The 21,608-nt window shown below is 68.7% G+C and carries 24 protein-coding genes; 11 read left to right on the top strand and 13 right to left on the bottom strand.

The window, feature by feature from the left end:
* The first annotated feature begins 24 nt into the window (after positions 1–24).
* Positions 25–1,404 carry an FAD-binding oxidoreductase gene (locus tag ACH3VR_RS08840; protein ID WP_396640390.1) on the top strand — a complete coding sequence of 460 codons (1,380 nt, stop codon included), beginning with the start codon at positions 25–27 and terminating at the stop codon, positions 1,402–1,404.
* On the top strand, positions 1,401–2,744 hold the full coding sequence (locus ACH3VR_RS08835; protein WP_396640389.1) for a class I SAM-dependent methyltransferase: 1,344 nt from the start codon (positions 1,401–1,403) through the stop codon (positions 2,742–2,744). Before ACH3VR_RS08840 ends, ACH3VR_RS08835 begins: the two co-directional genes overlap by 4 nt.
* A gap of 15 nt (positions 2,745–2,759) precedes the next feature.
* On the opposite strand, the gene ACH3VR_RS08830 is transcribed toward ACH3VR_RS08835, so the two are convergent.
* From ACH3VR_RS08830 to ACH3VR_RS08820, 3 genes are all read right to left on the bottom strand, one after another.
* Positions 2,760–3,503 (bottom strand): formylglycine-generating enzyme family protein, encoded by a 744-nt coding sequence (locus ACH3VR_RS08830; RefSeq protein ID WP_396640388.1) that lies wholly within the window; start codon positions 3,501–3,503, stop codon positions 2,760–2,762.
* A 109-nt stretch (positions 3,504–3,612) separates the two neighbouring features.
* A complete protein-coding gene (locus ACH3VR_RS08825) occupies positions 3,613–4,509 on the bottom strand; it encodes a universal stress protein (RefSeq protein WP_396640387.1) in 897 nt (298 codons plus the stop codon).
* The gene (locus tag ACH3VR_RS08820) at positions 4,506–5,981 is read right to left on the bottom strand and encodes an APC family permease (protein ID WP_396640385.1); all 1,476 of its coding nucleotides are present in this window, start codon (positions 5,979–5,981) and stop codon (positions 4,506–4,508) included. The genes ACH3VR_RS08825 and ACH3VR_RS08820 overlap by 4 nt, the downstream gene beginning before the upstream one ends.
* Positions 5,982–6,240: 259 nt before the next feature.
* Between ACH3VR_RS08820 and ACH3VR_RS08815 the strand changes: the two genes are divergently transcribed.
* Positions 6,241–6,828 (top strand): VOC family protein, encoded by a 588-nt coding sequence (locus ACH3VR_RS08815; RefSeq protein ID WP_396640384.1) that lies wholly within the window; start codon positions 6,241–6,243, stop codon positions 6,826–6,828.
* A gap of 234 nt (positions 6,829–7,062) precedes the next feature.
* Here the strand turns inward: ACH3VR_RS08815 and ACH3VR_RS08810 are convergent, their stop codons facing one another.
* Positions 7,063–7,572: a MarR family winged helix-turn-helix transcriptional regulator gene (locus ACH3VR_RS08810; RefSeq protein WP_396640382.1), complete on the bottom strand. Its 510-nt coding sequence runs from the start codon at positions 7,570–7,572 to the stop codon at positions 7,063–7,065.
* A gap of 58 nt (positions 7,573–7,630) precedes the next feature.
* On the opposite strand from ACH3VR_RS08810, the gene ACH3VR_RS08805 reads away from it, so the two are divergent.
* Entirely contained in the window at positions 7,631–7,999 is a 369-nt protein-coding gene (locus tag ACH3VR_RS08805) for a VOC family protein (RefSeq protein WP_396640381.1), read from the top strand.
* Positions 8,000–8,035: 36 nt separating this feature from the next.
* Here ACH3VR_RS08805 and ACH3VR_RS08800 read toward each other — a convergent pair whose 3' ends face one another.
* The gene (locus ACH3VR_RS08800; protein WP_396640468.1) at positions 8,036–8,437 is read right to left on the bottom strand and encodes an acyl-ACP desaturase; all 402 of its coding nucleotides are present in this window, start codon (positions 8,435–8,437) and stop codon (positions 8,036–8,038) included.
* 70 nt (positions 8,438–8,507) lie between these two features.
* Here ACH3VR_RS08800 and ACH3VR_RS08795 point away from each other — a divergent pair, with 70 nt between their 5' ends.
* Positions 8,508–9,389: an alpha/beta fold hydrolase gene (locus ACH3VR_RS08795; protein WP_396640380.1), complete on the top strand. Its 882-nt coding sequence runs from the start codon at positions 8,508–8,510 to the stop codon at positions 9,387–9,389.
* A 330-nt stretch (positions 9,390–9,719) separates the two neighbouring features.
* Here ACH3VR_RS08795 and ACH3VR_RS08790 read toward each other — a convergent pair whose 3' ends face one another.
* Entirely contained in the window at positions 9,720–10,556 is an 837-nt protein-coding gene (locus ACH3VR_RS08790) for a hypothetical protein (protein WP_396640379.1), read from the bottom strand.
* Between the two features lie 381 nt (positions 10,557–10,937).
* On the opposite strand from ACH3VR_RS08790, the gene ACH3VR_RS08785 reads away from it, so the two are divergent.
* A complete protein-coding gene (locus tag ACH3VR_RS08785; protein WP_396640378.1) occupies positions 10,938–11,228 on the top strand; it encodes a hypothetical protein in 291 nt (96 codons plus the stop codon).
* Between the two features lie 471 nt (positions 11,229–11,699).
* Positions 11,700–12,602 (top strand): aldo/keto reductase, encoded by a 903-nt coding sequence (locus tag ACH3VR_RS08780; protein ID WP_396640377.1) that lies wholly within the window; start codon positions 11,700–11,702, stop codon positions 12,600–12,602.
* A 16-nt stretch (positions 12,603–12,618) separates the two neighbouring features.
* On the opposite strand, the gene ACH3VR_RS08775 is transcribed toward ACH3VR_RS08780, so the two are convergent.
* Positions 12,619–12,843, bottom strand: a complete 225-nt coding sequence (locus ACH3VR_RS08775) for a hypothetical protein (RefSeq protein ID WP_396640376.1) — start codon at positions 12,841–12,843, stop codon at positions 12,619–12,621.
* Positions 12,844–13,081: 238 nt separating this feature from the next.
* On the opposite strand from ACH3VR_RS08775, the gene ACH3VR_RS08770 reads away from it, so the two are divergent.
* Positions 13,082–13,288, top strand: a complete 207-nt coding sequence (locus ACH3VR_RS08770) for a DUF2188 domain-containing protein (protein ID WP_396640375.1) — start codon at positions 13,082–13,084, stop codon at positions 13,286–13,288.
* Positions 13,289–13,306: 18 nt separating this feature from the next.
* Here ACH3VR_RS08770 and ACH3VR_RS08765 read toward each other — a convergent pair whose 3' ends face one another.
* From ACH3VR_RS08765 to ACH3VR_RS08755, 3 genes are all read right to left on the bottom strand, one after another.
* On the bottom strand, positions 13,307–14,623 hold the full coding sequence (locus tag ACH3VR_RS08765) for a carboxylesterase family protein (RefSeq protein WP_396640374.1): 1,317 nt from the start codon (positions 14,621–14,623) through the stop codon (positions 13,307–13,309).
* Positions 14,624–14,798: 175 nt separating this feature from the next.
* A complete protein-coding gene (locus ACH3VR_RS08760) occupies positions 14,799–16,325 on the bottom strand; it encodes an MATE family efflux transporter (RefSeq protein ID WP_396640373.1) in 1,527 nt (508 codons plus the stop codon).
* Positions 16,326–16,441: 116 nt separating this feature from the next.
* The gene (locus ACH3VR_RS08755) at positions 16,442–17,818 is read right to left on the bottom strand and encodes a pyridine nucleotide-disulfide oxidoreductase (RefSeq protein ID WP_396640372.1); all 1,377 of its coding nucleotides are present in this window, start codon (positions 17,816–17,818) and stop codon (positions 16,442–16,444) included.
* Positions 17,819–17,891: 73 nt separating this feature from the next.
* Here ACH3VR_RS08755 and ACH3VR_RS08750 point away from each other — a divergent pair, with 73 nt between their 5' ends.
* Positions 17,892–18,299: a VOC family protein gene (locus ACH3VR_RS08750; RefSeq protein ID WP_396640371.1), complete on the top strand. Its 408-nt coding sequence runs from the start codon at positions 17,892–17,894 to the stop codon at positions 18,297–18,299.
* Between the two features lies 1 nt (position 18,300).
* On the opposite strand, the gene ACH3VR_RS08745 is transcribed toward ACH3VR_RS08750, so the two are convergent.
* A complete protein-coding gene (locus tag ACH3VR_RS08745; RefSeq protein WP_396640370.1) occupies positions 18,301–18,606 on the bottom strand; it encodes a YciI family protein in 306 nt (101 codons plus the stop codon).
* Positions 18,606–19,043 (bottom strand): VOC family protein, encoded by a 438-nt coding sequence (locus ACH3VR_RS08740; protein ID WP_396640369.1) that lies wholly within the window; start codon positions 19,041–19,043, stop codon positions 18,606–18,608. The genes ACH3VR_RS08745 and ACH3VR_RS08740 overlap by 1 nt, the downstream gene beginning before the upstream one ends.
* A gap of 105 nt (positions 19,044–19,148) precedes the next feature.
* Here ACH3VR_RS08740 and ACH3VR_RS08735 point away from each other — a divergent pair, with 105 nt between their 5' ends.
* The gene (locus tag ACH3VR_RS08735; protein ID WP_396640368.1) at positions 19,149–19,505 is read left to right on the top strand and encodes a nuclear transport factor 2 family protein; all 357 of its coding nucleotides are present in this window, start codon (positions 19,149–19,151) and stop codon (positions 19,503–19,505) included.
* Positions 19,506–19,578: 73 nt separating this feature from the next.
* On the opposite strand, the gene ACH3VR_RS08730 is transcribed toward ACH3VR_RS08735, so the two are convergent.
* Entirely contained in the window at positions 19,579–20,733 is a 1,155-nt protein-coding gene (locus tag ACH3VR_RS08730; protein WP_396640367.1) for a MalY/PatB family protein, read from the bottom strand.
* Between the two features lie 70 nt (positions 20,734–20,803).
* Between ACH3VR_RS08730 and ACH3VR_RS08725 the strand changes: the two genes are divergently transcribed.
* A complete protein-coding gene (locus ACH3VR_RS08725) occupies positions 20,804–21,580 on the top strand; it encodes an alpha/beta fold hydrolase (RefSeq protein WP_396640366.1) in 777 nt (258 codons plus the stop codon).
* Positions 21,581–21,608 lie beyond the last annotated feature (28 nt).

Here is a 21,608-nt window from a genome sequence, read left to right as displayed (position 1 = left end):
GCCGCCGCGGACTAGCGTGGGGCCGTGTCCGTTCCCGCGACCGACGCCCGCATTGCTCACGCCGCCGGCGTGCGGCGGCTGGTCGAGAGCTATCGCGCGGTGCCGCAGGGCGCGCCGGTCCGGCTCGCGAAGCGCACCTCGAATCTGTTCCGCACGCGTGCGAGCACGGCTGCCGCAGGCCTCGACACATCGGGACTGACGGGAGTGATCAGCGTTGATCCCGCGGGGCGCGCGGCACACGTGGCGGGCATGTGCACCTACGAGGATCTCGTGGCCGCCACGCTGCCTCACGGGCTGGTCCCGCTTGTCGTGCCGCAGCTGAAGACGATCACACTCGGTGGCGCGGTGACGGGCCTGGGCATCGAGTCGACGTCGTTCCGCAGCGGGCTGCCGCACGAGTCTGTGCTCGAAATGGACATCCTCACGGGCGCCGGAGAGGTGGTCACCGCATCGCCCGGCGAGAATGCCGACCTGTATCGGGCGTTCCCCAACTCGTACGGCACGCTGGGCTACGCGGTGCGCCTGCGGATCGAGCTCGAGACCGCCAAGCCGTTCGTGGCGCTCGCGCATGTGAGGTTCCATGCGATCGCCGATCTGATCGCAGCGATGGACCGCATCGTCACGACGCATCGCTTGGACGACCTGCCGGTCGACTACCTCGACGGCGTCGTGTTCAGCGCCGACGAGTGCTACTTGTGCGTCGGCACCCAGACCGCGGCGCCGGGACCCGTCAGCGACTACACCGGCCGACAGATCTACTACCGATCTATCCAGCACGACCAGGTCGTGAAAGAGGACCGGCTCACCATCCACGACTACCTGTGGCGGTGGGACACCGACTGGTTCTGGTGCTCGGCGGCATTCGGGGCGCAGCATCCTCTCGTCCGTCGCTTGTGGCCGCGGCGCTACCTGCGCAGCGCCACGTACGGCAGGCTCATGAGGCTGGAACGCCGATTCGACATCGGCGATCGCCTCGAGAGGCTGCACGGCCGCCCTGCGCGTGAGCGCGTCATCCAGGACATCGAAGTGCCGATCGAGCGATGCGCCGAGTTCGTCGAATGGTTCCTCGGGAACGTGCCGATCGCCCCGATCTGGCTCTGTCCACTGCGATTGCGCGACGGTGAATCCTGGCCGCTGTACCCCCTCCGTCCGCGCGAGACGTACGTCAACGTCGGCTTCTGGTCGACGGTGCCGATCGGGGCGACCGACGGCGAGACGAACCGGCTCATCGAGCGCAGGGTGAGCGATCTGGACGGGCACAAGTCGCTCTATTCGGATGCGTACTACGCGCGAGACGATTTCGACAAGCTCTACGGCGGTGCCGACTATCGGTCGGTGAAGACGCGATACGACCCCGCCGCGCGACTGCTCGGGCTCTATGAGAAGGCTGTGCAACGACGATGACGACATTCAAGGACCGGTCGGATGCCGCGACCGGCGACGCGGCAGACCCGGCCGAAGCGGAGCCAGGCAAGCTGACTCTCGCGGAGGTGCTCGAGATCTTCGCGGGGGGTCGACTGCCGCTGCGTTTCACGGCGTACGACGGCAGTTCGGCCGGGCCCGAGGACGCGCCCTTCGGAATCGATCTGAAGACGCCCCGCGGCACGACCTACCTCGTCACCGGGTTCGGCGATCTCGGGCTCGCTCGCGCGTACGTCGCGGGCGATCTGGACATCCAGGGGGTGCACCCCGGCGACCCGTACGAGCTGCTCAAAGCGCTCGCCGAGAGCCTCGAGTTCACGCGGCCTCCCGCGCGGCTCATGGCCCGCATCGTGCGCTCGATCGGCTTCGAGCATCTGCGGCCGATCGCACCGCCTCCGCAGGAGGTGCCGCCGCGCTGGCGGCGCATCGCCGGAGGCCTGCGGCACAGCAAGACCCGCGACGCCGAGGCCATCCACCATCACTACGACGTCTCGAACACCTTCTACGAATGGGTGCTGGGCCCGTCGATGACGTATACGTGCGCGTGCTATCCGCGCCTCGACGCTTCGCTCGAGGAAGCGCAGGAGAACAAGTATCGGCTCGTTTTCGAGAAGCTGCGGCTCAAGCCGGGCGACCGGCTGCTCGACGTCGGATGCGGATGGGGAGGCATGGTGCGCTACGCCGCGCGCCGGGGGGTCCGGGCGGTCGGCGTGACGCTGTCGCGCGAGCAGACCTCCTGGGCGCAGCGCGCCATCGCGGAGGAAGGGCTCGGCGAGCGTGCCGAGGTCCGCTATGGCGACTACCGCGACATCGCCGAGACGGGGTTCGACGCGGTGTCGTCGATCGGGCTGCTCGAGCACATCGGGGTGCGCAACTACGCGGCGTACTTCCGCTTCCTGCGTTCGCGGTTGCGTCCGGGCGGCCTGCTGCTCAACCACTGCATCACCCGCTGCGACAACAAGGCAGAGCCCTCGGCCCAGGGCTTCATCGATCGCTACGTCTTCCCGGACGGCGAGCTGACCGGTTCCGGCCGCATCATCACCGAAGCACAGGATGCCGGCCTCGAAGTGCTGCACGAGGAGAACCTGCGCCCCCACTACCCCCTGACGCTCCGCGACTGGTGCGCCAACCTGGTCGAGCACTGGGACGAAGCAGTCGCCGAGATCGGACTTCCCGCCGCCAAGGTGTGGGGCCTGTACATGGCCGGATCACGGCTCGCCTTCGAATCGGGCGGGATCGAACTGCACCACGTGCTGGCCGTCAACTCCCGGGGTACCGGCGACGATGGTGACCGTCCGATGCGGCCGTGGTGGACACCGTAGGAGCGTCCGGCTCCGCTAACGCTGAGGGGTCCAGCCGGGCGGAAGGGGATCGTCGATCGACGCGCGTTCCCGATCAGCCGACGCTGACCATCCCTGGGCTTCGCCCGCCGTCGAGAATGAACCGCGCGCGACGCGGAGGCCGACGTCGTCGTGGTGCATGCGCGGGGCGCCGCCGCGCCGAGTCGACGCGCGGACGCTCCACGCGTCATCCGCGAATCCTCCTCCGCGGAAGACGCGGTAGTCGCCGTACCGCGCGGGATCGAGCAGGTCCCAGCACCACTCCCACACGTTGCCGAGCGTGTCGAACAGGCCGTGGAGGTTCGGGAGCTTCCCTCCGACGTTCTGCGGGAAGCCGACACCGTCGGCACTCGTCCACGCTACGTCGGCGAGCGGCCCGTAGTGCGGACCCGTCGAACCCGCGCGGCACGCGTGCTCCCATTCCGCTTCCGTGGGAAGGCGGTAGCCGTCGGCCTCGACGTCCCACGCCACCGTTTCCCCGTCGAAGGTGTAGACCGGGTCGAGCCCCTCCCACTCCGAAGCGGCGTTGCAGAAGCGGATCGCGCGCAGCCAGCTCACGTCGCTCGCGGGTCGGCGGGGGTGAGATGGCGCCTCCCCGAGCATCTCGGCCAGCTGCTCCTGCGTCACAGGGTAGACACCGAGCTCGAATGGTTCGAGGTCGACTGTCCACCGCCGTCGGCGCCGTGCATCATGCAGCTGGACAGCTCCGCCGGGGATGCGCGCGAGCTCGAAGTCCAGCATCCACCCAGTCTTCCAGGCGGGGGCGAGCACGGGTCCGTCATCGAGCCGGTGCCCTGGGCGGCCAGCGAAGGCGCCGACGGGTCTTGCCGCGGTCCCTTCCTGTCACCCGCTACCCGACGGCCGCCCCTGGGACGACCACGACCGGCACCGGGGAGTGGCGGAGGATCTTGGATGCGCTCGAGCCGAGGAAGACCTGAGCCAGCCGGTGCGTGGACGACGAGCCGACCACGAGCACGTCGCCATCGGCCCAGTCGACCGAGTCCACGGCTGCGCCCCAATCGGCACCCTCGGCCGTGATCAGTTGCAGATTGGCGCCCGTGAAGCCCATCGACGTCAGATGGTCCGCCGCCTCGCCCTGAGCGGCCGCCGCCTGCGCCGCCCACAGATTGACGACCTGGGTCTCGGCGTGACTGACCGTGTTGGTGACCGGACGTCTCGAAGGATTCACGAGAAAGGTCACGACGCGCAGTCGTGCCGAAGCCCTCTTGCTGATCTCGGCCGCGCGGGTCAAGAGTGACCAGCTCGCATCGTCGTCGCGGAAGCCCACGGTGATCCTCGTCACAGCGCTGGACGTGCGGTATCCGCGAGGGGCGATGGCGACGGGCACGGTCGACGAATGGACCAGCCGGTCGGTCTTCGAGGTGAGGCGGATGCGGCCGGGTTCGGCGTCGCCCCCCGAGCCGACCACGAGGATCGTGGCATCCCTCTCGGCGGCCTGTTCGATGAGGGTCTGAGGCACCGACCTTCCGGCCACCCACACCGCCGATCCGTCGACCGCGGAGTGTTGCGCGAGGTCCGCGAGCGCGAGGGCTGCGCTGTCGTCTCCTTCGCCCGCGGCCCATTGCTCGTACTCGCGATCGGTGCCGCCGGCGCCCGGGGTTCCCCAGCCGCGGGGCACGACCGACACGGCGACCACCGGCTCGGGGAGGGAGCGCGCCAGCTGGCAGGCGAGCTCGATGGCGCTGCGATCGTGCTTGTGGGGGCCGTAGCCCACGACGTACGTCATACCTCGGCCTCCGGGTGGATCGGCTCCGAGATCTCCTCGTCAGAGGTGTAGTTGCTGAGCGTGGCGTGCTTGCGCCCGTAGAGCAGATAGAAGACGAAGACGAGCGCGAGCCAGCTCACGCAGATGATCCAGGTGATCGGGCGGAGACTCGTCAGCACGTACACGCACACGGCCACGGTGAGGATCGGCACGACGGGGTAGAGGGGAACCTTGAAGGGGCGCTCGAGATCGGGGCGCCGGCGGCGCAGGACCATCAGCGAGATCGCGACGACGCTGAAGGCGACGAGCGTTCCGAACGACACACTGTCCCACAGGTAGTCGGAGGGAACGAAGCCGGCGACCAGGGCGACCAGGATCGACACGACGACCGTGTTGTAGACCGGTGTGCCGTACTTCGGGCTGACGGCGAGGAACTTCTTGGAGACCATTCCGTCGCGCGAGATCGAGAACAGGATGCGCGTCTGGCCGTACAGCGTCACGAGTGTGACGGAGAAGACCGATATCACCGCGCCGGCGGCGAGGATCGTCGCCCAGATCGGGGTGCCGGTGACGTTCTCCATGATCTTCGCCAGGCCTGCCTCGCCTGCTTCGGGAGTGGCGAACCATTCCACCGGTTCCGCTGCCAGGCCGGCGATGCACACCAGCACGTAGAACGTCGTGACGATCAGCAGGGCGCCGATGATGGCGCGCGGGATCGCCTTCTGCGGGTCTTTCACCTCCTCGCTGGCCGTCGCGACGGCATCCAGTCCGATGAAGGAGAAGAAGATGACCCCGGCGGCACCGCTGATACCGGATGCCTGACCGAGGAAGTTCGAGAAGTGGTCGGCGTTGAACGCCGAGAAGCCGATGACGATGAACATCGACAGCACACCCAGCTTGATGCACACCATGATCGCGTTGACCGTCGCCGACTCCGATGCGCCGCGGATCAGCAGCAGCATGCACAGGATCACCAGCACGACCGCCGGCAGATTGATGATGCCGCCCGTCGCGGCGCCGTCATCGCCCGGCACGAAGGACGTCGAGAGCTCCGCCGGCAGCTGCCAGCCGAAGAGCTGGTGCAGCAGTTCGTTGAAGTAGCCGCTCCACCCGACGGCCACCGCCGAGACGGCGACGCCGTACTCGAGCAGCACACAGCCACCGACGAGGACCGCCGCACCCTCACCGAGTGCGTGGTACGTGAACGAGTAGCTCGACCCGCTGACCGGGATCGACGAGGAGAGCTCCGCGTAGCACACCGCGGCCAGTCCGGCAGCGACAGCGGCGAGCAGGAACGAGAAGATCACGGCCGGCCCCGCGAGAGGGATCGCCTCACTGAGGACGAAGAAAATGCCGGTGCCGATCGTGGCGCCCACGCCGAACATCATGAGCTGGAAGGTGCCCAGACTGCGTTCGAGCTCCTCGCCCTTGTGGTGCTTGAGTTGGAAGATGATGGGCTTGCGGCGGAGCAACTGCTTTCCGAGACCGGTCATGTCAGACTCCAGATGGTCGTCCCCGGTCCACAGCACGGGGTTGCCCAAGTCTGGTGCTGACCGTCGAGCGGCGGCAAGCCCTCCCGATGCGCTGACGCGCTCCCGGGCCCTCTGGGGAGGTAGCACCAGTGGTGTGGAGGTTGCGATCTGCGTATCGACGGACCCCTGTCGGATGAACGCCTGGGTTATCTACGCTGTCTCCGGACCTCCACGTGAACCGCGGTCCGGCAGCACCGGGGTGCTTTGAGGGGAGAGTGTGATGGTCGATCCGATCGCAGATGTCATCGGTGACTACCAAGGATTCGTCGCGTTGCAGCGATCCCGGCTCATCGCTCGCGGGATAGACATCGATCCCTACGCGTTCAGCCACCTCGCGTTCCGGGTGCCCGAGTGGGATCAGTACGTCCACGTGAGGACGCTGCTGGAGCGCTACTCCGACGCGAACGTGGAGGGGATCTGGAACGGTCGCCCGATGTCGATGCTTCTGCTGAAGAGCCCGCTCAGGGTGAAGAGCGGTGCGGAGATCCCACTGATCGAGCTCATCCCACCTGTCCACCAGCGCGTCTACAAGATGGGGATGGAGCATTTCGGGCTCGTGGTCGGCGAGGAGGCAGAGGAGTTCTCCCGTCGGCACCGTGAGGCGCTGACGGGACAGCAGTTCCAGAACCGATGGAACGAGCCGTATTACATCCTCTTCGAAGACTTCACCCACGTGAAGTTCCACCAGCGGCCGTTGCGCACAGTGATCGAACTGCAGGGCGGCACGTTCGACGGCATCCATCACGTCGAAGACTGGGTGCCGCAGCGACTGGTCACCGCGACCGGCCCCAACAAACTCCCGCGTTAGCTCATCCGACCCACCCCTCAGCGGGCGTCAGTCGATTCGCTCGGGTCCGGCGCGGGCGCGTCGCCGGGCGCACATGCGGTGAGGCACATGACGGCGGCACCCAGAACGAGAATCCTGATGACACGCATCTCGCCTCACTAAGAGATCGATCGATCGCTCACTCGCTCCGGACGGGTACTCCAGCCCATCTGTGATGTACACGCCTGGGATACTGGCGCCGTCAGCGGGTGGACGCTACGTGCGACCAACCGTGTCCCTGTCCCCACCGCCCGGCGAAGGTTCGGCACGAGCACCGTCCTGGTCGGTGCGAAGGGACTGGATCATGGTCTGCAGGATGCGGAGCGCCTGCGCTTGCTCGTCCGCGGTCATGCCGCCGAGCATCCTGAGTTCGACCGAGCGCACTGCCGCGGACGCTGCCTCGAGGCTCTGTCTACCGCGCGGGGTGAGCCGGGTGGGGAGAACCTTTCCGATCGGCGCCGCCGCCGGGCGGGTCACGTATCCCTCCCTCTCCAGGGCCTGCAGCAGCACGTTCATCGACTGCCGGGTGACGAACGCGCCGCGCGCGAGCTCCGAGTTCGACAGTCCCGGGCGCTGAGCCAGCAGTTCCAGACACGAATAGTGGGTCACGGTCATCCCCAGCGGCCGCAGTACGGCCTCCATGGCGGCGCGAAGAGCGCTCGCGGTCTCCTTCAGGGCGTAGCCGAGGGATGTCTCCAGGTCGATGCTTGCTCCGTCTTGCACCATGTCAGCATTCTGACATAGAATCGATGTCAAATAACTGACATAGGTTGAAGGAGTTCTCATGCCCGCCACCGGCCCCGACTTCATCTCGCTCCAGACTCGTGATCTCGACGCGTCCCGGGCGTTCTACGAGGAGTACCTCGGCCTGGTGCGCTCACCGGCGGGACCGCCTCACGCCGTCGTGTTCGACACGTCGCCCATCGCTTTCGCGCTGCGGGACATCGTGCCCGGCACCGATCTCACGTCAGTCGCCCAGCCAGGGATCGGCGCCGCCATCTGGCTCCACGCCACCGATGTCCAGGCGATCCACGACGCCCTCCACGCCGCCGGCCACACCATCGTTACGTCGCCGATCGACGGCCCGTTCGGTCGCACCTTCACGTTCGCCGATCCCGACGGCTACCACGTCACCCTCCACGACCGCACCTGAGGGCGCTGCGGCCCGGGTGATCGCGAGCGATCCCTGTCAGGGCGGACCGGGTTGCGCGAGAAGGAGTCGATCGACCTCGCTGGCTCGGATCCGGCGGTGGGACGGAAGACCTGGTTCGGGATCAACCTCGTGCCTCCGACGCTGCGCCAGCTGCTCGCGGGCCTGCTCGCCCTCCGGTCCGAAGTCGGTGCGGTCCAGGACGCGCCAGTGCCGCAGCACAGGCATGATCACGCCGTCGTAGTGAAGGCGCTGGTCGTAGATCCCGGCCTTCGCGATCATCATCGAGCTGCGCCGGAAGCCCGCCATCGTGGCTCCCGGCATCTCGAAGCCGATGACCTCCTTGGTGATCGCCTGCATCGTGGCATCGGGCGCGATGTCCAGCGCCGCGGAGACGATGTTGCGGTAGAAGATCATGTGGAGGTTCTCGTCCTTGGAGATCGTCGCGGCCGGGTCGGTGCCGCAAGGCCCTTCGGTCGGGCCCGCGTGCGCCCGCGGTTACACTCGGCCCGTGGCGAACGATGATGTGCAGCCGGCGTCGGATCGGCGGATGTCCCGTCGTCCCCGCCCGGAGGACGCGCCCCTCGAGACGGTGTCCCACGTGCCCGGCCCGGCCGGCGACATCGAGGTCGTGACACAGGGAACGGGGCGCCCGATCGTCATCGTTCACGGCGGTACCGGCAACCGCACGTCGTGGGAGGGCGTCGCAGACCAACTAGCCGCGTTCTTCAGCGTCCTGCGCTACACCCGCCCGACCTACCGCCTGGCGCCCCCTGCACGGGGCGCCGCCGCGGTGGAGATCGAGGTGGCCGAAGCGCGCGCGGTGGCGACATCGGCCCGCGAGCCCGTCGTGCTCGTGGGCCACTCGTCGGGAGCCGCGGTCGCGATCGAGGCGGCGCTTGCAGACCCCCGTCCCTTCGCCGCTCTCGTCCTCTACGAGCCGCCCCTGGACGTCACCCATGGCGTGAAGGGCGCCGCGGCCCTCCACCGCGCTCGGGCGGCGCTCGACGACGGTCATCCGGTGCGCGCCATGCGGATTCACCTGACGGACCTCGTCGGGATGCCGAGACCGCTCACCGCAGTTCTCATGGCGATGCCTCCGGCTCGGCGCCTGTTCGCCGACTTCGCCGAGGGACAGATCGCCGACGATGAGATGCTCGATGCCTTGCCGGTCGGGCTCCAGCGCTTCGCAGGCGTAGAGCTGCCCGTACTGCTGATCACCGGGGCCAAGAGCCCCCGCCATCTGCGCGATCGAAGCGCCCAGCTCGCCGCTGTCCTGCCCCGTTCACCCGAGCAGACCGACCTGATGGGCCAGGCTCACGCGGCGAATGACTCCGCTCCGGACGTGCTCGCGGAGGCGGTCGCGGCGTTCGTCGCCCGCCTTCCGACCTGATGTGCTCGCCGGTCGCCGTGCTGCGCGGCTGCCGCGCTGTCGGGCCGACTGGCTCAGTCCTGTGATCGTGATGGCTCCGTGACGCTGTTCTGCAACCGGCAAGGGGCGAACCGCAGGCGCGGAAGCGAGTCGGTCACCGTGCGGCAGCCGGTCGTCTTGCTTGCGACGCGTCAGGCGCTGAAGGTTTGATGGCGTTGGTCGGCGTGTCTGTTCGGGCCAGCGAGAGGTCGTATCGGTCCTGCGGTCGCAACCGAACTGGGGCGGCCCGTGAACGATGAGGCGGACCGATCGCTGGCTGGCAGAGACGTTGTCTCGTAGCGACTGATTGGGTCACGGTCTGCTGCCGTCGGTGATCTTGATAGATATGTATGCCCCGTCGCCCCATGTGAAGGTCACCCGCTGATCGGGTGTCATGCCCTGGGGCCGCTGATGGTCGGCGAGGTTGCCGTAGCCCAGCGACATTCTGAGCGCTCCGTCCGCAGTTTCAGCGCGGGGCCTGCACTTCGCTTCGATCGTGGAACCGTTGGTCAGCAGCAGGCAGTTCTCCCGTTCTTGCCCGCTTGATATCCCCGCGGCCGAGAGCGTCCATCCGTAGTGGACGCCGAGGGGCTGAACCCAGGTCGTCACGTCGTTGGCGAGGAACACGGGCATATCGGGCCGCGGCGAGACGTCGATGAACTCACCGCTCCGTCTATCGACCACGAGGGGGATGATCACGTGTTCGGTCCCCGTGAGATCGGCCGTCGCGGGTCTGGCGGTCGGGGACGCGGTCGCTGCGTCCGCGATGGTCGGGTTCGGCGCCGTCTGCAGGTCACTGAGCGGGCCGAAGGCGACCGCCAGCAGCGCGACCGAGGCAACGAGGCCGGCGATCAGTCGACGGCGGGGCCCGAGTCGGCCGGGTGCACGCCCGACAATCGTCGGGCCCGCGTGAGTGACGGGATCCGGTGCGGGCCGTCCACGCGTCCCGGAACCGGATGTGGGAATCGCGGCCCGCGGGAGGCCCGCCGTCTCGGCCGGCACCGGTGCTGTCTCCGCCCGGGCCGCGAGAGCGAGCTGTTCGAGCTCGGCGAGACGTTCCAGCCCGACCGAGTCGCCGGCAATGTCCGCGTCCCGGGCGTACGCCCGGCGACGTAAGGCCGCCAGTTCGGCCCGGGTGGCGGCGTCCATCAGCCGATCCGGCCTGCACAAGGTTCGCCCTGTGAACTTGGCACGCACTCACGTTACGCCGCGACCGGGGCGTCAGGGCCGAGTCCGTGAGACGTTGCCAGCGATCGTTGGAGTGCCCGCTTGAGAACGGGTCGGTCAGCACCCCCCGAGCCGATCCCTCAGCGTGCGTGTCGACTAGGCGCCCACGGCATGCGCAGGGCCGGCGTCGGTGCGGGCAGCAGATAGAGGGCGGCATCGCGCACAGCCCCGTCAAGCGGCATCTCCCTAGGCCCTAAAGTGAGCGCCATGACGACAAGCGAGCCCATCCCGAGCGACCAAGCCAATACCGGTCACACCCCGACTATCGGACCCGCACCGCGCCGGATGAGCACACTATCCGCCGTGTCGCTCGCGCTCGCGCTCGCCGCCGCCGTGATGACCGTCTACACAGCGGCGTCCGCGTCGGTTGCAGACCTCACCGCGGATGTCTTGCTCGCCCCCGTCTTCTTCACGCTCGGCCTCTTGGCCACGGTCCTGGGCCTTGCCGTCGTCGCGACCGTGCTGGGCGTCCTGGGCGGCATCGACGCCACGCGAGCCAAGCTCGCCGGTGCTGCCCTCGGCTGGGCGGGCGCCATCATCGGCATGCTCGTCGCCGTGTTCATCCTCGTCAACCTCATCCGCTCCGCCGGCTGACTGCCATGCGTCAACCCGGCCGTATCAGCTTCTGACGAAGGCGGCGAGCGGGTTAGGCGGTACTCCCGCATGCCGGTCCGTTCGACATAGGCGACGTACTCGTCGGCATCCGCATTTCGTATGCTGCCCCGCCACATCCGGACGAGGGTCGTCCGCGCTGTCATGCCGCCATTGTGTGTGAAAGAAGGTTGACGCGCACGGTGGTGCGACGCCGACTCTCGCACGCAAACCGCCAGCCCGCGGACAACGGCGGATGCGTTCGCGAGGGTGGATGGGGGCTGACCGCGCGGCGGGATCCATTCTCAGCGTCGGGACCGATCGGCGCAGACGCGGCGCCGGAACAGCCCGCGCGAAGCTCGGCACGGTGCGCTGTTCGGGCAGGGCCGCCCCGCCACGCCACGCCGATCGTCTTCGACGGGATTGCCCAGGCGCGCTCGGCTGGCAGGCTTGGATTGATACGAAAGGAAACCCATGCAGCAGCGCACTCTGGCAGGGCGACAGGTATCGGCGATCGGACTCGGCGCCATGCCGCTGTCGATGAACAACGACAAGGAGTACCCGTCGTTCGAGGACGCCGTGGCCACGATGCACGCGGCGCTCGACGCCGGCGTCACGCTCGTCGACACGGCGGACATCTACGCGCCGGCGTGGGACGAGATGGGACACAACGAGCGCCTCGTCGCTGAGGCGCTGCGCACGTGGGACGGGGACGCGGCGAGCATCTTCGTCACCACGAAGGGCGGTATCACGCGCGGCGAAGGGGAGGCGTGGGGCCGCGACGGTTCCGAGGCGTACCTGCGTTCGGCGGTCGAGAAATCGCTCGAGATCCTCGGCGTCGACCAGATCGAGCTGTACCAGTACCACCGACCCGACCGCTGGCTCGTCTACGGCGACATCATCCGGTCGCTCGGCAGGCTGCGCGAGGAAGGGCTCGTGCGTGCGGTCGGCATCTCGAACGCGAGCGTCGAGGAGATCCAGATCGCGATCGACGTGCTCGGCGAGGGGAACCTGGCGAGCGTGCAGAACGAGTTCTCGCCGCGGCATCCCGGAAGCTACGGCGAACTGCGCTTCTGCGGTGAGCGCGGCATCGCGTTCCTGCCTTGGAGCCCGCTCGGCGGTACCGGCGGGGGAGCGCGCAGCGTCGGCGAGCGGTTCGCAGCGTTCCGTCAGGTCGGCGAGGCGCACGGGGTAAGCCCGCAGCAGGTCGTGCTGGCGTGGGAGCTCGCGCTCGACCCGCACGTCATCCCGATTCCGGGGGCGCGGCGCGCGGCATCCATCACCGACTCGGCCAGGGCGGCGGACCTCGAACTGAGCGCGGACGACGTCGCGCGCCTCTCGGAGTCGGTCGGCATCTTCGCCGAAGACTGGGCCTGAATCGCGCCGACCTCGCTTACAGCGACACGTCGGTCTCGATCGCCTCGGCGAGCTCGTCGATCGCGGCGGGAGCGAGAGAGATGCCGGCTGCCTCGAGTCGCTCGGTGAGCAGCCGACTCATGTCATCCGTCACTCGGCCGTGCCGGATGTCGTCTTCGACCTCGGCGGCTACGCGCTCGATCGCCGCGGTGCGATCGTCGTCGTCGAGCCCTCCATCGAGGTGCGCGTTGTGGATGTCCATGCGCTCACCATCGTCCAGGAGGGCGCTCGGACGCATCCCCTTGACAGTCCGCGGGGGAGTGGATCACGCCAGCTGGTCGACGTGCGCCGGCGCACGGAAACCTCATAGGTGGGAGGGGCCGGAAGCTCTCCCCACGCCGACTCTCCGAGGTGCGCATGTCGATCCGCCAGTCACCGAACGAGCCCCAGCCCCGTTCGCCGTGGAAGCGGTTCTGGAGAAGGGCGACTGGTGGCGTGGCATGACCGAGACCACGAACACCGTCGTGACCCGTTCGAACCGTGGGCAGTGGCAGAACGAGGTGGCGGGGCATCCCGAACTCTCGCGAAGCCATTCGAGTCGCAAGGAGGCCATCGACGAGGGCCGCACGACGGCCGACGAGCTGGGCTGGCATCACCGCGTGGAGGATTCGTCGCCGACCGGCGCCATCACTGATCCTGAAAAGTGACGCTCGGTCCCGCGGCTCTCAACTGCGCGTGTAGCTCAGCATCCAGGAGTAGATGTCGTCGCCCTCGCTTCCGCTGTACGCCTGGTCCCATCCGTCGTGCATCAGTCCCGGGTAGATCGTCAACTGTGCGCGGTCGGGCGTCACACCGGGGCATCCGCTCAGTGCGGTCATCGGGTCGATGCTGCCGAGAGGATTCACGACATCGTCGAACTCGCCGTGGAAAGCCCAGATCGGCACCGCGCCGAGCCCGCAGCCGGCCGTCGCCCAGGCCGGCCGGCCGTCGCCTGCGATCGGAACGGCGGCGGCGGCCTGCTCGTCGCCGTACGCGGCGAGGTACTCCCAGACGCCGAATGCACCGCAGGACAGGCCCGTCACGTAGACGCGGTCGGGATCGACGTTGTAATTCGCCACGGCGTAGGCGATGAAGTCGTGGAGCTCGCCGGGCGTCGTGCACGGGGACACGGCGGGATGTCCGAGATCGTGCTGCTTCTGCATGATGCACGAGCCGCCCCACGGCACGTCGTCGCACACGATCGGGATTCCGGGCGGCTGCTCGATGTGCTGAGTGGACAGCACGACGAATGGCCGATCGAGCGGCCATCCGCCCACGTTGATGAATCGCGGGATGCCGGTTCCCAGGACGTTCTCGAGCCCTGCGGCCGAACCGTCCCCGTTCTCGCCGTACCCGTTCGCGTGGATGATGAGCGGGCTCGCGGCGCCGTCGACGGCGTAGGACGGCGGGAGGTACTCGTAGTAGCCCATCCCGGCGGCAGTCGTGCCGAGCGGGCGCGGAGTGTGATGCTCGGCTGAGGTGTTGCCCGTGATGGGCGCGACGGTCTTGCACAGGTCGGTGGAGAATCCGGGATGCGGTCCGTTCACCTCGGCACCGAGGAACTCGAAGGCGCCGGTCTGGATGTCGGTCGTGAAGTGATACCTGAGATTGCCCCGATCGCGTGAGATCACGACGCCTCCGGCCGTGACGACCTGCGGCTGGCCGGAGCTCTGGAACGTCACGTCGTACGTCGATCCGCCGATCGGCGTGCTCTTCAGGTCTTTCGAGTTCACCTTGCCGGACACGGAGAACGAGGCGCCGGCTGCATTGGTCCAGGTCTCGGCGAACTGGAAGTTCTCATGGACGAGCGTGCGCTCTCCCTGCGGTGACTGTCGCTCGCGGAACCTGCTCGTGAACTGTCCGTCGACCTGCATCGGATATCCGCAGGCCCAGTTCTCGAACGAGTAGTGCTCGGTCGTGGTCACGGGTCCGGCGGCTGTCGCCGCCGACGCGACCGAGAGGCTCGCGAGGACGAGCGCTCCGATCGCGGCGCCCGCGAGCACGCGAGAACGGGACGAAACTGGCCGGAATGGAGTGCGCATGGCGAGGGCACCACCTTAATCGTCGACTGACGCTTTTGAGCAGGTGGGAGAGGCGGGTTCCCGAGCCGCAGTTTCCTCTCGCCCGCGTCGCGCGTCAAGACATCGTGCGACGCAGCAGATTCGCGCCGCGCGGCGGTCAGCCGCGGGTGCGCCGGCGCACGCGGCCGGCTGCACGGGCGAACGGTCGCCGCGGGCGATGCAGCCCCGGCGCCGACGAGATGCCGCCCGGCAGGGTGATCGGCTGGGTGACGACCGCGTCGACGACCATCGAGCCGTCGGTGGGGCCGATCAGCGCGATCGGCGTCGTCGGTGTCATGACCAACGGCGCGACCGGCGTCTTGGCGAGCTTCTTGTGCGCGTGCAGGTAGGCGGGCACGAGCACGACGACGGCGCCGAGCCACGCGAGCGGGTTGCTCGCCGCGACGCCGATGAAGCCGAACATGGTGCCGAGCATGACGGCGGCAGCCACGCGCATGACGAGCTCGATGACTCCGGTCACGGTCGGAATCAGGGTGTGGCCCAAGCCCTGCAGCGCGCCGCGGAGGACGAACAGGATGCCGAGGATCCAGTACGTGGCGCCGTTGATGCCGAGCATCTGCGCCGCGAGGTCGACGACCTCGCCCGAGCCGTCACCGACGAACAGCTGCACGAGCGCCGCGCCGAACGCGATCATGAGGGCGCCGAGCACGATGGCCGCGCCCACGGAGATCCAGGTCGCCTGCGCCACGCCGCGGCGGATGCGGTCGGGGCGGCCGCCGCCGTGGTTCTGCGCGACGTACATCGAGACGGCGAGTCCGAGCGACTGGAGCAGCGCGACGGCGAGGCCGTCGACGCGGGACGCCGCCGTGTAGGCGGCGACGGCGTCGGCGCCCAGCTCGTTGAGCGCAACCTGCACCGAAAGGGTTCCGATCGCGATGATGGATGCCTGGAACCCCATCGGCAGGCCGAGGCGGAGGTGCTGGCCGATGTCGGCGCGGGAGACGCGCCAGTCTTCGCGACGCACGTGGAGGACAGGCATCCGGCGACGTACGAATTCGAGGCACAGGATCACCGACACGGCCTGCGAGACGACTGTCGCGAGAGCCGCGCCGCCGACGCCCCAGCCCAGCGGGCCGACCATGACGATGACGAGGGCGACATTGAGTGCGCACGCCAGGGTCAGGAAGATGAGCGGCGTGCGCGAGTCGCCGATCGCGCGGATGATCGCCGACAGGTAGTTGAAGAACATGAGCGCGCCGGCGCCGAGGAAGCTGATCTGGGCGAAGACGACGGCATCGTCCATGAGCTCGGCGGGCGTCTGCAGCAGCTCGAGCAACGGCTGGCTGAGCAGCGGAGCCCCCACGGTGAGGACGAGCGTGCACACGCCGGTCAGCAGCGTGCCGGCGGCGACCGATCGCCGAACGGCCCGATAGTCCTGCGCGCCGAAGGCCTGTGCGGTCGGGATCGCGAACCCCGATGTCAGACCCCAGGCGAACCCCAGCAGCAGGAACAGCATGCTGCCCGTCGCGCCGACGGCGGCGAGCGCGTCGACGCCGAGATGGCGGCCGACGACGACGGCGTCGACGAACTGGTACAGCTGCTGCACGATGTTGCCGATGAGCAGCGGTACGGAGAACAGGGCGATGACGCGCCAAGGGCGGCCCGTCGTCAGGGCGGTGGTCATGGGGGCGACTCTCGGAGGGAGAAGACGGTCGAGGGGACTGCCGGAAGGGCCGACCGTTCAGTGTATCGAATCGATTCGGAAAAGTCTGGCGATCCGCTGACCGGTTCGGATTCGAGCTAGCTCAGGCCTGCGAACCGGGCCAGCCGAGCGCGGCCGCGGCCGATGTACTCCCTCAGGCGCGCGCTCGCCGCGAGCACGGCGGGATCGGCAGCCCGGTCGGGCGGAATCCGCGCTGGGTTCAGTGTCGTCGTATTCGACCAGGCGCGCAGGTCGGACTCCTTCGACATCGCGAGCGACGCGTCGCCGCCGATCGTCTGCATCGTCGCCCAGTCGCTCGGCGTGTTCGAATACGGCGAGGGGCGGCAGATCCGGTTCTTCTCGGCGTCGTCGTCGCGCGTCGCCTCGACGTATCCCGTGAGTGCCGCGCCGAAGCACGGGAAGCCCACGCGCACGGGCTGAGGAGTGATGGCCGCCGGCGTCCAGATCGGCCGCAGGCCCGGATACCTCAGCCCCTCCGCGGCGCAGTGCACGATGAGCGCGCCCTCGGGAACCTGCACTACGGAGCCGTCCATGAACTCGAGGCGCCCCGCAGCGACGGCCCGAAGGTGCCCGTGTCGCACGACGTCTTCGATCATGCGAAGCAGCTCGAGCTCCCATACGGCGAGCGTCGGAGCCTTCGCCATCGTCGGCACGACGTCGGGGTCGATGCGGAGCATGACCCCGGCATCCTCCATCCGGAGGAAGACGTCGTCCGCGCTCGTGGCGTCCGACGCGGCCACCATGATGTCGGCCGCCATGCCGAGGAAGATCGCAGGATCGGGCTGCACCACCGCGCGATTGAGCAGCCACGGGTCGCGCGGCCGCACCCACGTGATCGCGTCGGGTGACACGCGATTCTGCAGCAGCCATACGCACGTGTCGGTCGCCGTCTTGCCGGACCCGACGATGACGTAGTGCGGCGGCGCCTCGGCGATGCGCACGAGATCGTTGACGGGGATCACCCGCGCGCCGTGCCCGACAGCGAAGGGCGGCGGGGTGAGCGAGGGGATCTCGGGCGAGAGGTACGCGGCATCCACGATCCGTGCGCGTGGTGCGTGGAAGCGCGCCCCGCTCAGCAGCGACACGAATCGGCCGTCGCCGAGGTACTCCGAGCGGCCGTGGAACTGGACGCGACCCGTCGAGACGAGACGCGACAGCACACGCCCGTAGTAGTCGCAGACCTCGGCGGCACTGGCCCGCTCGTGCAGCCCGCGCTCCGGGCCCTCGGTCTGGATGCGACCTCCGCCGAGCAGCGTCGAGGCGACGCCGTAGAACGCGGATGCCTGGTGCACGCGCACGAAGCCGTACGCATCGAGCCAGTGGCCACCGGCGCCGTGCCGTCGGTCGACGATCGCGACCGACGCGTCGGACTCGGTCGTGAGCGAGTCGACGAACGCCATTCCCATCGCCCCGGCGCCCACGACGAGGTAGTCGACGTCGAGGATCGTCTCCATGCGCTCATCAGAGCAGGGGTGGCGGTGGCCGTCAATGGCCGTGATGCGGACAGACGTCGGCAAGACTGGGTGGATGCCTCTTGTGGACCACCTCGGCATGACCGTCGAAGATCTTCCCCGCTCCATCGCGCAGTTCGATCCCGTGCTGACGGCGCTCGGGTTCGTCCGCACCGACGCGGCCGCCTCGGTCTCGTGGTACGCCGATGGCGAGACCGAGCTGATCCTCTTCCCCGCCCGTGAGGCGGACACCGGACCGCATGTCCACGGACGGGTCGGCTGGCAGCACCTCGCATTCTCCGTCGACTCGCGTGCGGAAGTGGATCGGCTGCACGACATCGCGCTCGCCGCGGGGTGGACGGCCGTGCGCGACCCCCAGCTCTACCCGAGGTTCAACGAGCGCTACTACGCGTCGTTCCTCGAGGACGACAACGGCATCCGCGTCGAGTTCATGCACAACCCGCCTCGCGAGATGACCGCCTGATTCACTCGGGGCTGGTGAGCCAGCTGCGGACGGTCCAGGATGCCACGACCCCCTCCGTGATGAACGGGTCGGATGCCGCGAACTGCTCGGCCGCTTCGCGCGACGTGAAGACGTTCATGGCGCCGGGCTGACCCTCGACGGGCTCGGCGAACGGCCCGGTCAGGAGCAGCTCACCGGGCCGCGCGGCCTGGAAGTCGAGCGTGTAGGCGTGATGCGCGGGGAACACCTCGGGCACCTTTGTGCGCCCGTCGGGTCCCGAGAAGTACAGGAGCACGAACCGTTCGACCCACTGCGGCATCTCGGCCATCAGGAAAGCCTCTCTCCCAGTTCGACGATCAGGCCCTCGGGCCCGCGGACGTAGCAGACGAGCCAGATGTCCTCGTAGTTCACGAGCTCGCGGACCAGATCGTAGCCTGCGGCGCGGACACGCTCGATGAGCTCCTCGACGCCGTCGACGCGGTAGGCGATGTGGCGCAGGCCGAGGGTGTCGGACGGGAGCGATGTCGGAGCATCCTGATTCACTGGCTCGATGAAGCGGGACAGCTCGAGCGCGCCCGATCCGTCGGGGGTGGTCATGAAGACCATCTCGACGCGCGTGCCCGTCAGTCCGTTGACCCGGTCGGCCCATTCGCCGCCCACCGTCGCCGTGTCGCCGCGGTGGAATCCGAGGAGCTCGAAGAATGCGGCGACCTTCTCGAGATCCTGGACGATGACGCCGACGTGCTCGAAGCTGCGGACACCCATGGTCGCGATGCTATGCCCGGCCCCGGGGAATCGTCACGGACGACGAGACGTTGCGCACGACACCAGCCGCATTCAGGCCGCACCGACCGAAGGGATCGCACCTCGATGAGCACTGTCTCCGAACTGCTCCACGCCAACCTCCACGACGTCTTCGGCAATCGAGACGCCGGGTCGCGTCGCAGGGTCGTCGAGCGCATCTACGCGGCCGACGTCGTGTTCACCGATCCCGAGGCCACTCTCCACGGGCGCCAGGAGCTCGAGGGCAAGGCGGCTGCGCTCCTCGCCGAAGCCCCCGAAGAGTTCGACCTCGTCGCGGAGGGACTGAGCTATGCCTCGGAGACGACGGGAGCGATGGGGTGGGCGTTCGGTCCCGTCGGCGCGCCGGTGGTGCGGGGCATCGACATCATCCGCGTCCGCGACGGCGTCATCGTCGAGCTCGAGACGTTCTTCGCGGCGGCCTGAGCGCTCCCGTCGTCGGCGCGCGGGCGGCGCCGGCGATGTGGCGTCTTCGGTGCCGGCAACGTGCCGTCGTCGATCAGGACCGGTGCGCGAGTGCCTCGGCGATGCGTCGGACGGCCTCGACGATCGTCTCGGGCGCGCAGGCGACATTGAGGCGCGCGAAGCCCTTGCCGGGTGCGCCGAAGTCCGGACCGCCGACGAGCGCGACCTTGGCATGCTCGAGGATCCACGCCGCAGGGTCGTCGCCGAGTCCGAGCGCCGACAGATCGAGCCAGGCGAGATAGGTCGCCTCGCCGCGCCGGAGGCGCGCGTCCGGCACGTGCTCGACCAGCTGCTGCGCCAGCAGGTCGAAGTTCGACTCGATCGCCGCGACCGTGGCATCCACCCAGTCCCGTCCAGAGGTGAAGCCCTCGCGCGTCGCGATGAACCCGAAGAGTCCCGCGCGCACCGCGACCTCCTCGGGGAGCGAGCGGATGAGCGCCGTCATGCGGTCGGACTCGGCGACGAACATCGCCGTCTTCAAGCCGGCGAGATTGAAGACCTTGCTGCCGGATTCTGCCGCGATGCCGTGGTCACGCGCCTCGTCCGAGACCGTGAGGTACGGCGTGAACGTCGCGCCGGAATGGACGAGCGGAGCGTGGATCTCGTCGCTGATGACGGATGCTCCGTGCCGGGCGACGACGCGGGAGAGCGCTTCGAGTGATTCGCGGCTGTGCACGGTGCCGGTCGGATTCCCGGGGTTGCACAGCAGCACGGCACGGGCGCCCGCAGCCAGTGCGCGGTCGATGCCGTCGACGTCGAGCGTGTAGGTGTCGCCGTCATCGAGCATGGGCGCCTCGACGACCACTCCGCCGGCTTCGGGGATGAAATCCCAGAACGGCGGGTACACCGGGGGAGTGATGACGACGCCGTCGCCCGGCGCGATGAGGCGACGCAGGCCCTCCACGATGACGGTGCTCACGTCGGTCGCGTAGCCCATGCGCTCGGCCCGGGGCTCCCAGCCCCACCGGTCGCGCGCGAACGACGCGAACGCCTCGGCCGTGCGGGTGTCGAGCGTGTTGACGTAGCCCGTGTCGTTGAGCTCCAGCGCCTGAGCGAGCGCCGCCTTGATCGGCGGGGCGAGCGGGAAGTCCATCTCGGCGACGAACAGGGGCAGCACCTCGTCGGGGTATGCGGTCCACTTCTCGCTCTCGCGGCGGCGGAGGTCGTCGATCGGGTCGGCAAGGGTCACGGTGCGGTTCCTTCGTCTCGGCGCGCGGGCGAACGCTCCACTGTCCCATGCCCTGGCTATCGTGGCGCGTATGGACATCGTGACCTCCGCCGACGGCACCCCGATCGCCTACCAGCAGACCGGAGAGGGGCCGGTCGTCGTCATCGTGAACGGCGCACTGTCGATGGCAGCGGATGCCGCACCGCTCGCCTCTGCACTGGCGGATGCGGGTTTCCGCGCCGTGGCGTGGGACAGGCGGGCGCGCGGGTCGAGCGGCGATGCGCCGGAATCCGCGCCCGAACGCGAAGTCGAAGACCTCGCCGCCGTGATCGACGCCGTGGGCGGTGATGCTGCCGTGCTCGGGCACTCGTCGGGAGCGATCCTCGCGCTGTTCGCGGCGTCGCTCGGAGTGCCGATCACGGCGCTCTTCCTGTCGGAGCCGCCCTTCCGATTCGGCCAGGACGAGCCGGGCGACGACTTCGCCGACCGGCTGCAGGCGCTCGTCGACGCGGGCCGCAATGAGGATGCCGTCGTCACGTTCCAGCTCGAGGGCATCGGCCTGCCGAAGGAGATGGTCGAGGGCTTTCGCGCAACCCCGCAGTTCGCCTCGCTCCCTCCCATCGCGCAGTCGGTCGTCTACGACACGAAGCTCACACACCAGGTCTCGACGCCGACGGCCGAGATGCTGGCCGTGTCGCAGCCCGTCACGGTGCTCCGTGGCGAGCAGACCTTCCCGATGCTGATCGGCGCGGCGGATCGGCTCGCCGGCGAGATCGACGGCGCCGAGCTCGTGGTCGTGCCCGAGTCGGTCATGCACCGCGCCGATCCGGTGGCCACGGCGCGGGTGATCGCCGAGCGGCTCGGCTGACCACCCGTCGGGGGCACCCCGCAACCGC

The organism is Microbacterium alkaliflavum, assembly GCF_044325405.1.
In the GTDB taxonomy this organism is placed as follows: domain Bacteria; phylum Actinomycetota; class Actinomycetes; order Actinomycetales; family Microbacteriaceae; genus Microbacterium; species Microbacterium alkaliflavum.
This window is presented reverse-complemented; position numbering and strand designations above follow the sequence as displayed.

What these genes read in the sequence shown, in the direction of transcription:
- ACH3VR_RS08835 (WP_396640389.1), top strand. Translation starts at nt 1,401, where the DNA reads ATGACGACATTCAAGGACCGGTCGGATGCCGCGACCGGCGACGCGGCA.
- ACH3VR_RS08830 (WP_396640388.1), bottom strand. Translation starts at nt 3,503, where the DNA reads ATGCTGGACTTCGAGCTCGCGCGCATCCCCGGCGGAGCTGTCCAGCTG.
- ACH3VR_RS08825 (WP_396640387.1), bottom strand. Translation starts at nt 4,509, where the DNA reads ATGACGTACGTCGTGGGCTACGGCCCCCACAAGCACGATCGCAGCGCC.
- ACH3VR_RS08820 (WP_396640385.1), bottom strand. Translation starts at nt 5,981, where the DNA reads ATGACCGGTCTCGGAAAGCAGTTGCTCCGCCGCAAGCCCATCATCTTC.
- ACH3VR_RS08815 (WP_396640384.1), top strand. Translation starts at nt 6,241, where the DNA reads ATGGTCGATCCGATCGCAGATGTCATCGGTGACTACCAAGGATTCGTC.
- ACH3VR_RS08810 (WP_396640382.1), bottom strand. Translation starts at nt 7,572, where the DNA reads ATGGTGCAAGACGGAGCAAGCATCGACCTGGAGACATCCCTCGGCTAC.
- ACH3VR_RS08805 (WP_396640381.1), top strand. Translation starts at nt 7,631, where the DNA reads ATGCCCGCCACCGGCCCCGACTTCATCTCGCTCCAGACTCGTGATCTC.
- ACH3VR_RS08790 (WP_396640379.1), bottom strand. Translation starts at nt 10,556, where the DNA reads ATGGACGCCGCCACCCGGGCCGAACTGGCGGCCTTACGTCGCCGGGCG.
- ACH3VR_RS08780 (WP_396640377.1), top strand. Translation starts at nt 11,700, where the DNA reads ATGCAGCAGCGCACTCTGGCAGGGCGACAGGTATCGGCGATCGGACTC.
- ACH3VR_RS08775 (WP_396640376.1), bottom strand. Translation starts at nt 12,843, where the DNA reads ATGGACATCCACAACGCGCACCTCGATGGAGGGCTCGACGACGACGAT.
- ACH3VR_RS08770 (WP_396640375.1), top strand. Translation starts at nt 13,082, where the DNA reads ATGACCGAGACCACGAACACCGTCGTGACCCGTTCGAACCGTGGGCAG.
- ACH3VR_RS08760 (WP_396640373.1), bottom strand. Translation starts at nt 16,325, where the DNA reads ATGACCACCGCCCTGACGACGGGCCGCCCTTGGCGCGTCATCGCCCTG.
- ACH3VR_RS08755 (WP_396640372.1), bottom strand. Translation starts at nt 17,818, where the DNA reads ATGGAGACGATCCTCGACGTCGACTACCTCGTCGTGGGCGCCGGGGCG.
- ACH3VR_RS08750 (WP_396640371.1), top strand. Translation starts at nt 17,892, where the DNA reads ATGCCTCTTGTGGACCACCTCGGCATGACCGTCGAAGATCTTCCCCGC.
- ACH3VR_RS08745 (WP_396640370.1), bottom strand. Translation starts at nt 18,606, where the DNA reads ATGGCCGAGATGCCGCAGTGGGTCGAACGGTTCGTGCTCCTGTACTTC.
- ACH3VR_RS08740 (WP_396640369.1), bottom strand. Translation starts at nt 19,043, where the DNA reads ATGGGTGTCCGCAGCTTCGAGCACGTCGGCGTCATCGTCCAGGATCTC.
- ACH3VR_RS08735 (WP_396640368.1), top strand. Translation starts at nt 19,149, where the DNA reads ATGAGCACTGTCTCCGAACTGCTCCACGCCAACCTCCACGACGTCTTC.
- ACH3VR_RS08725 (WP_396640366.1), top strand. Translation starts at nt 20,804, where the DNA reads ATGGACATCGTGACCTCCGCCGACGGCACCCCGATCGCCTACCAGCAG.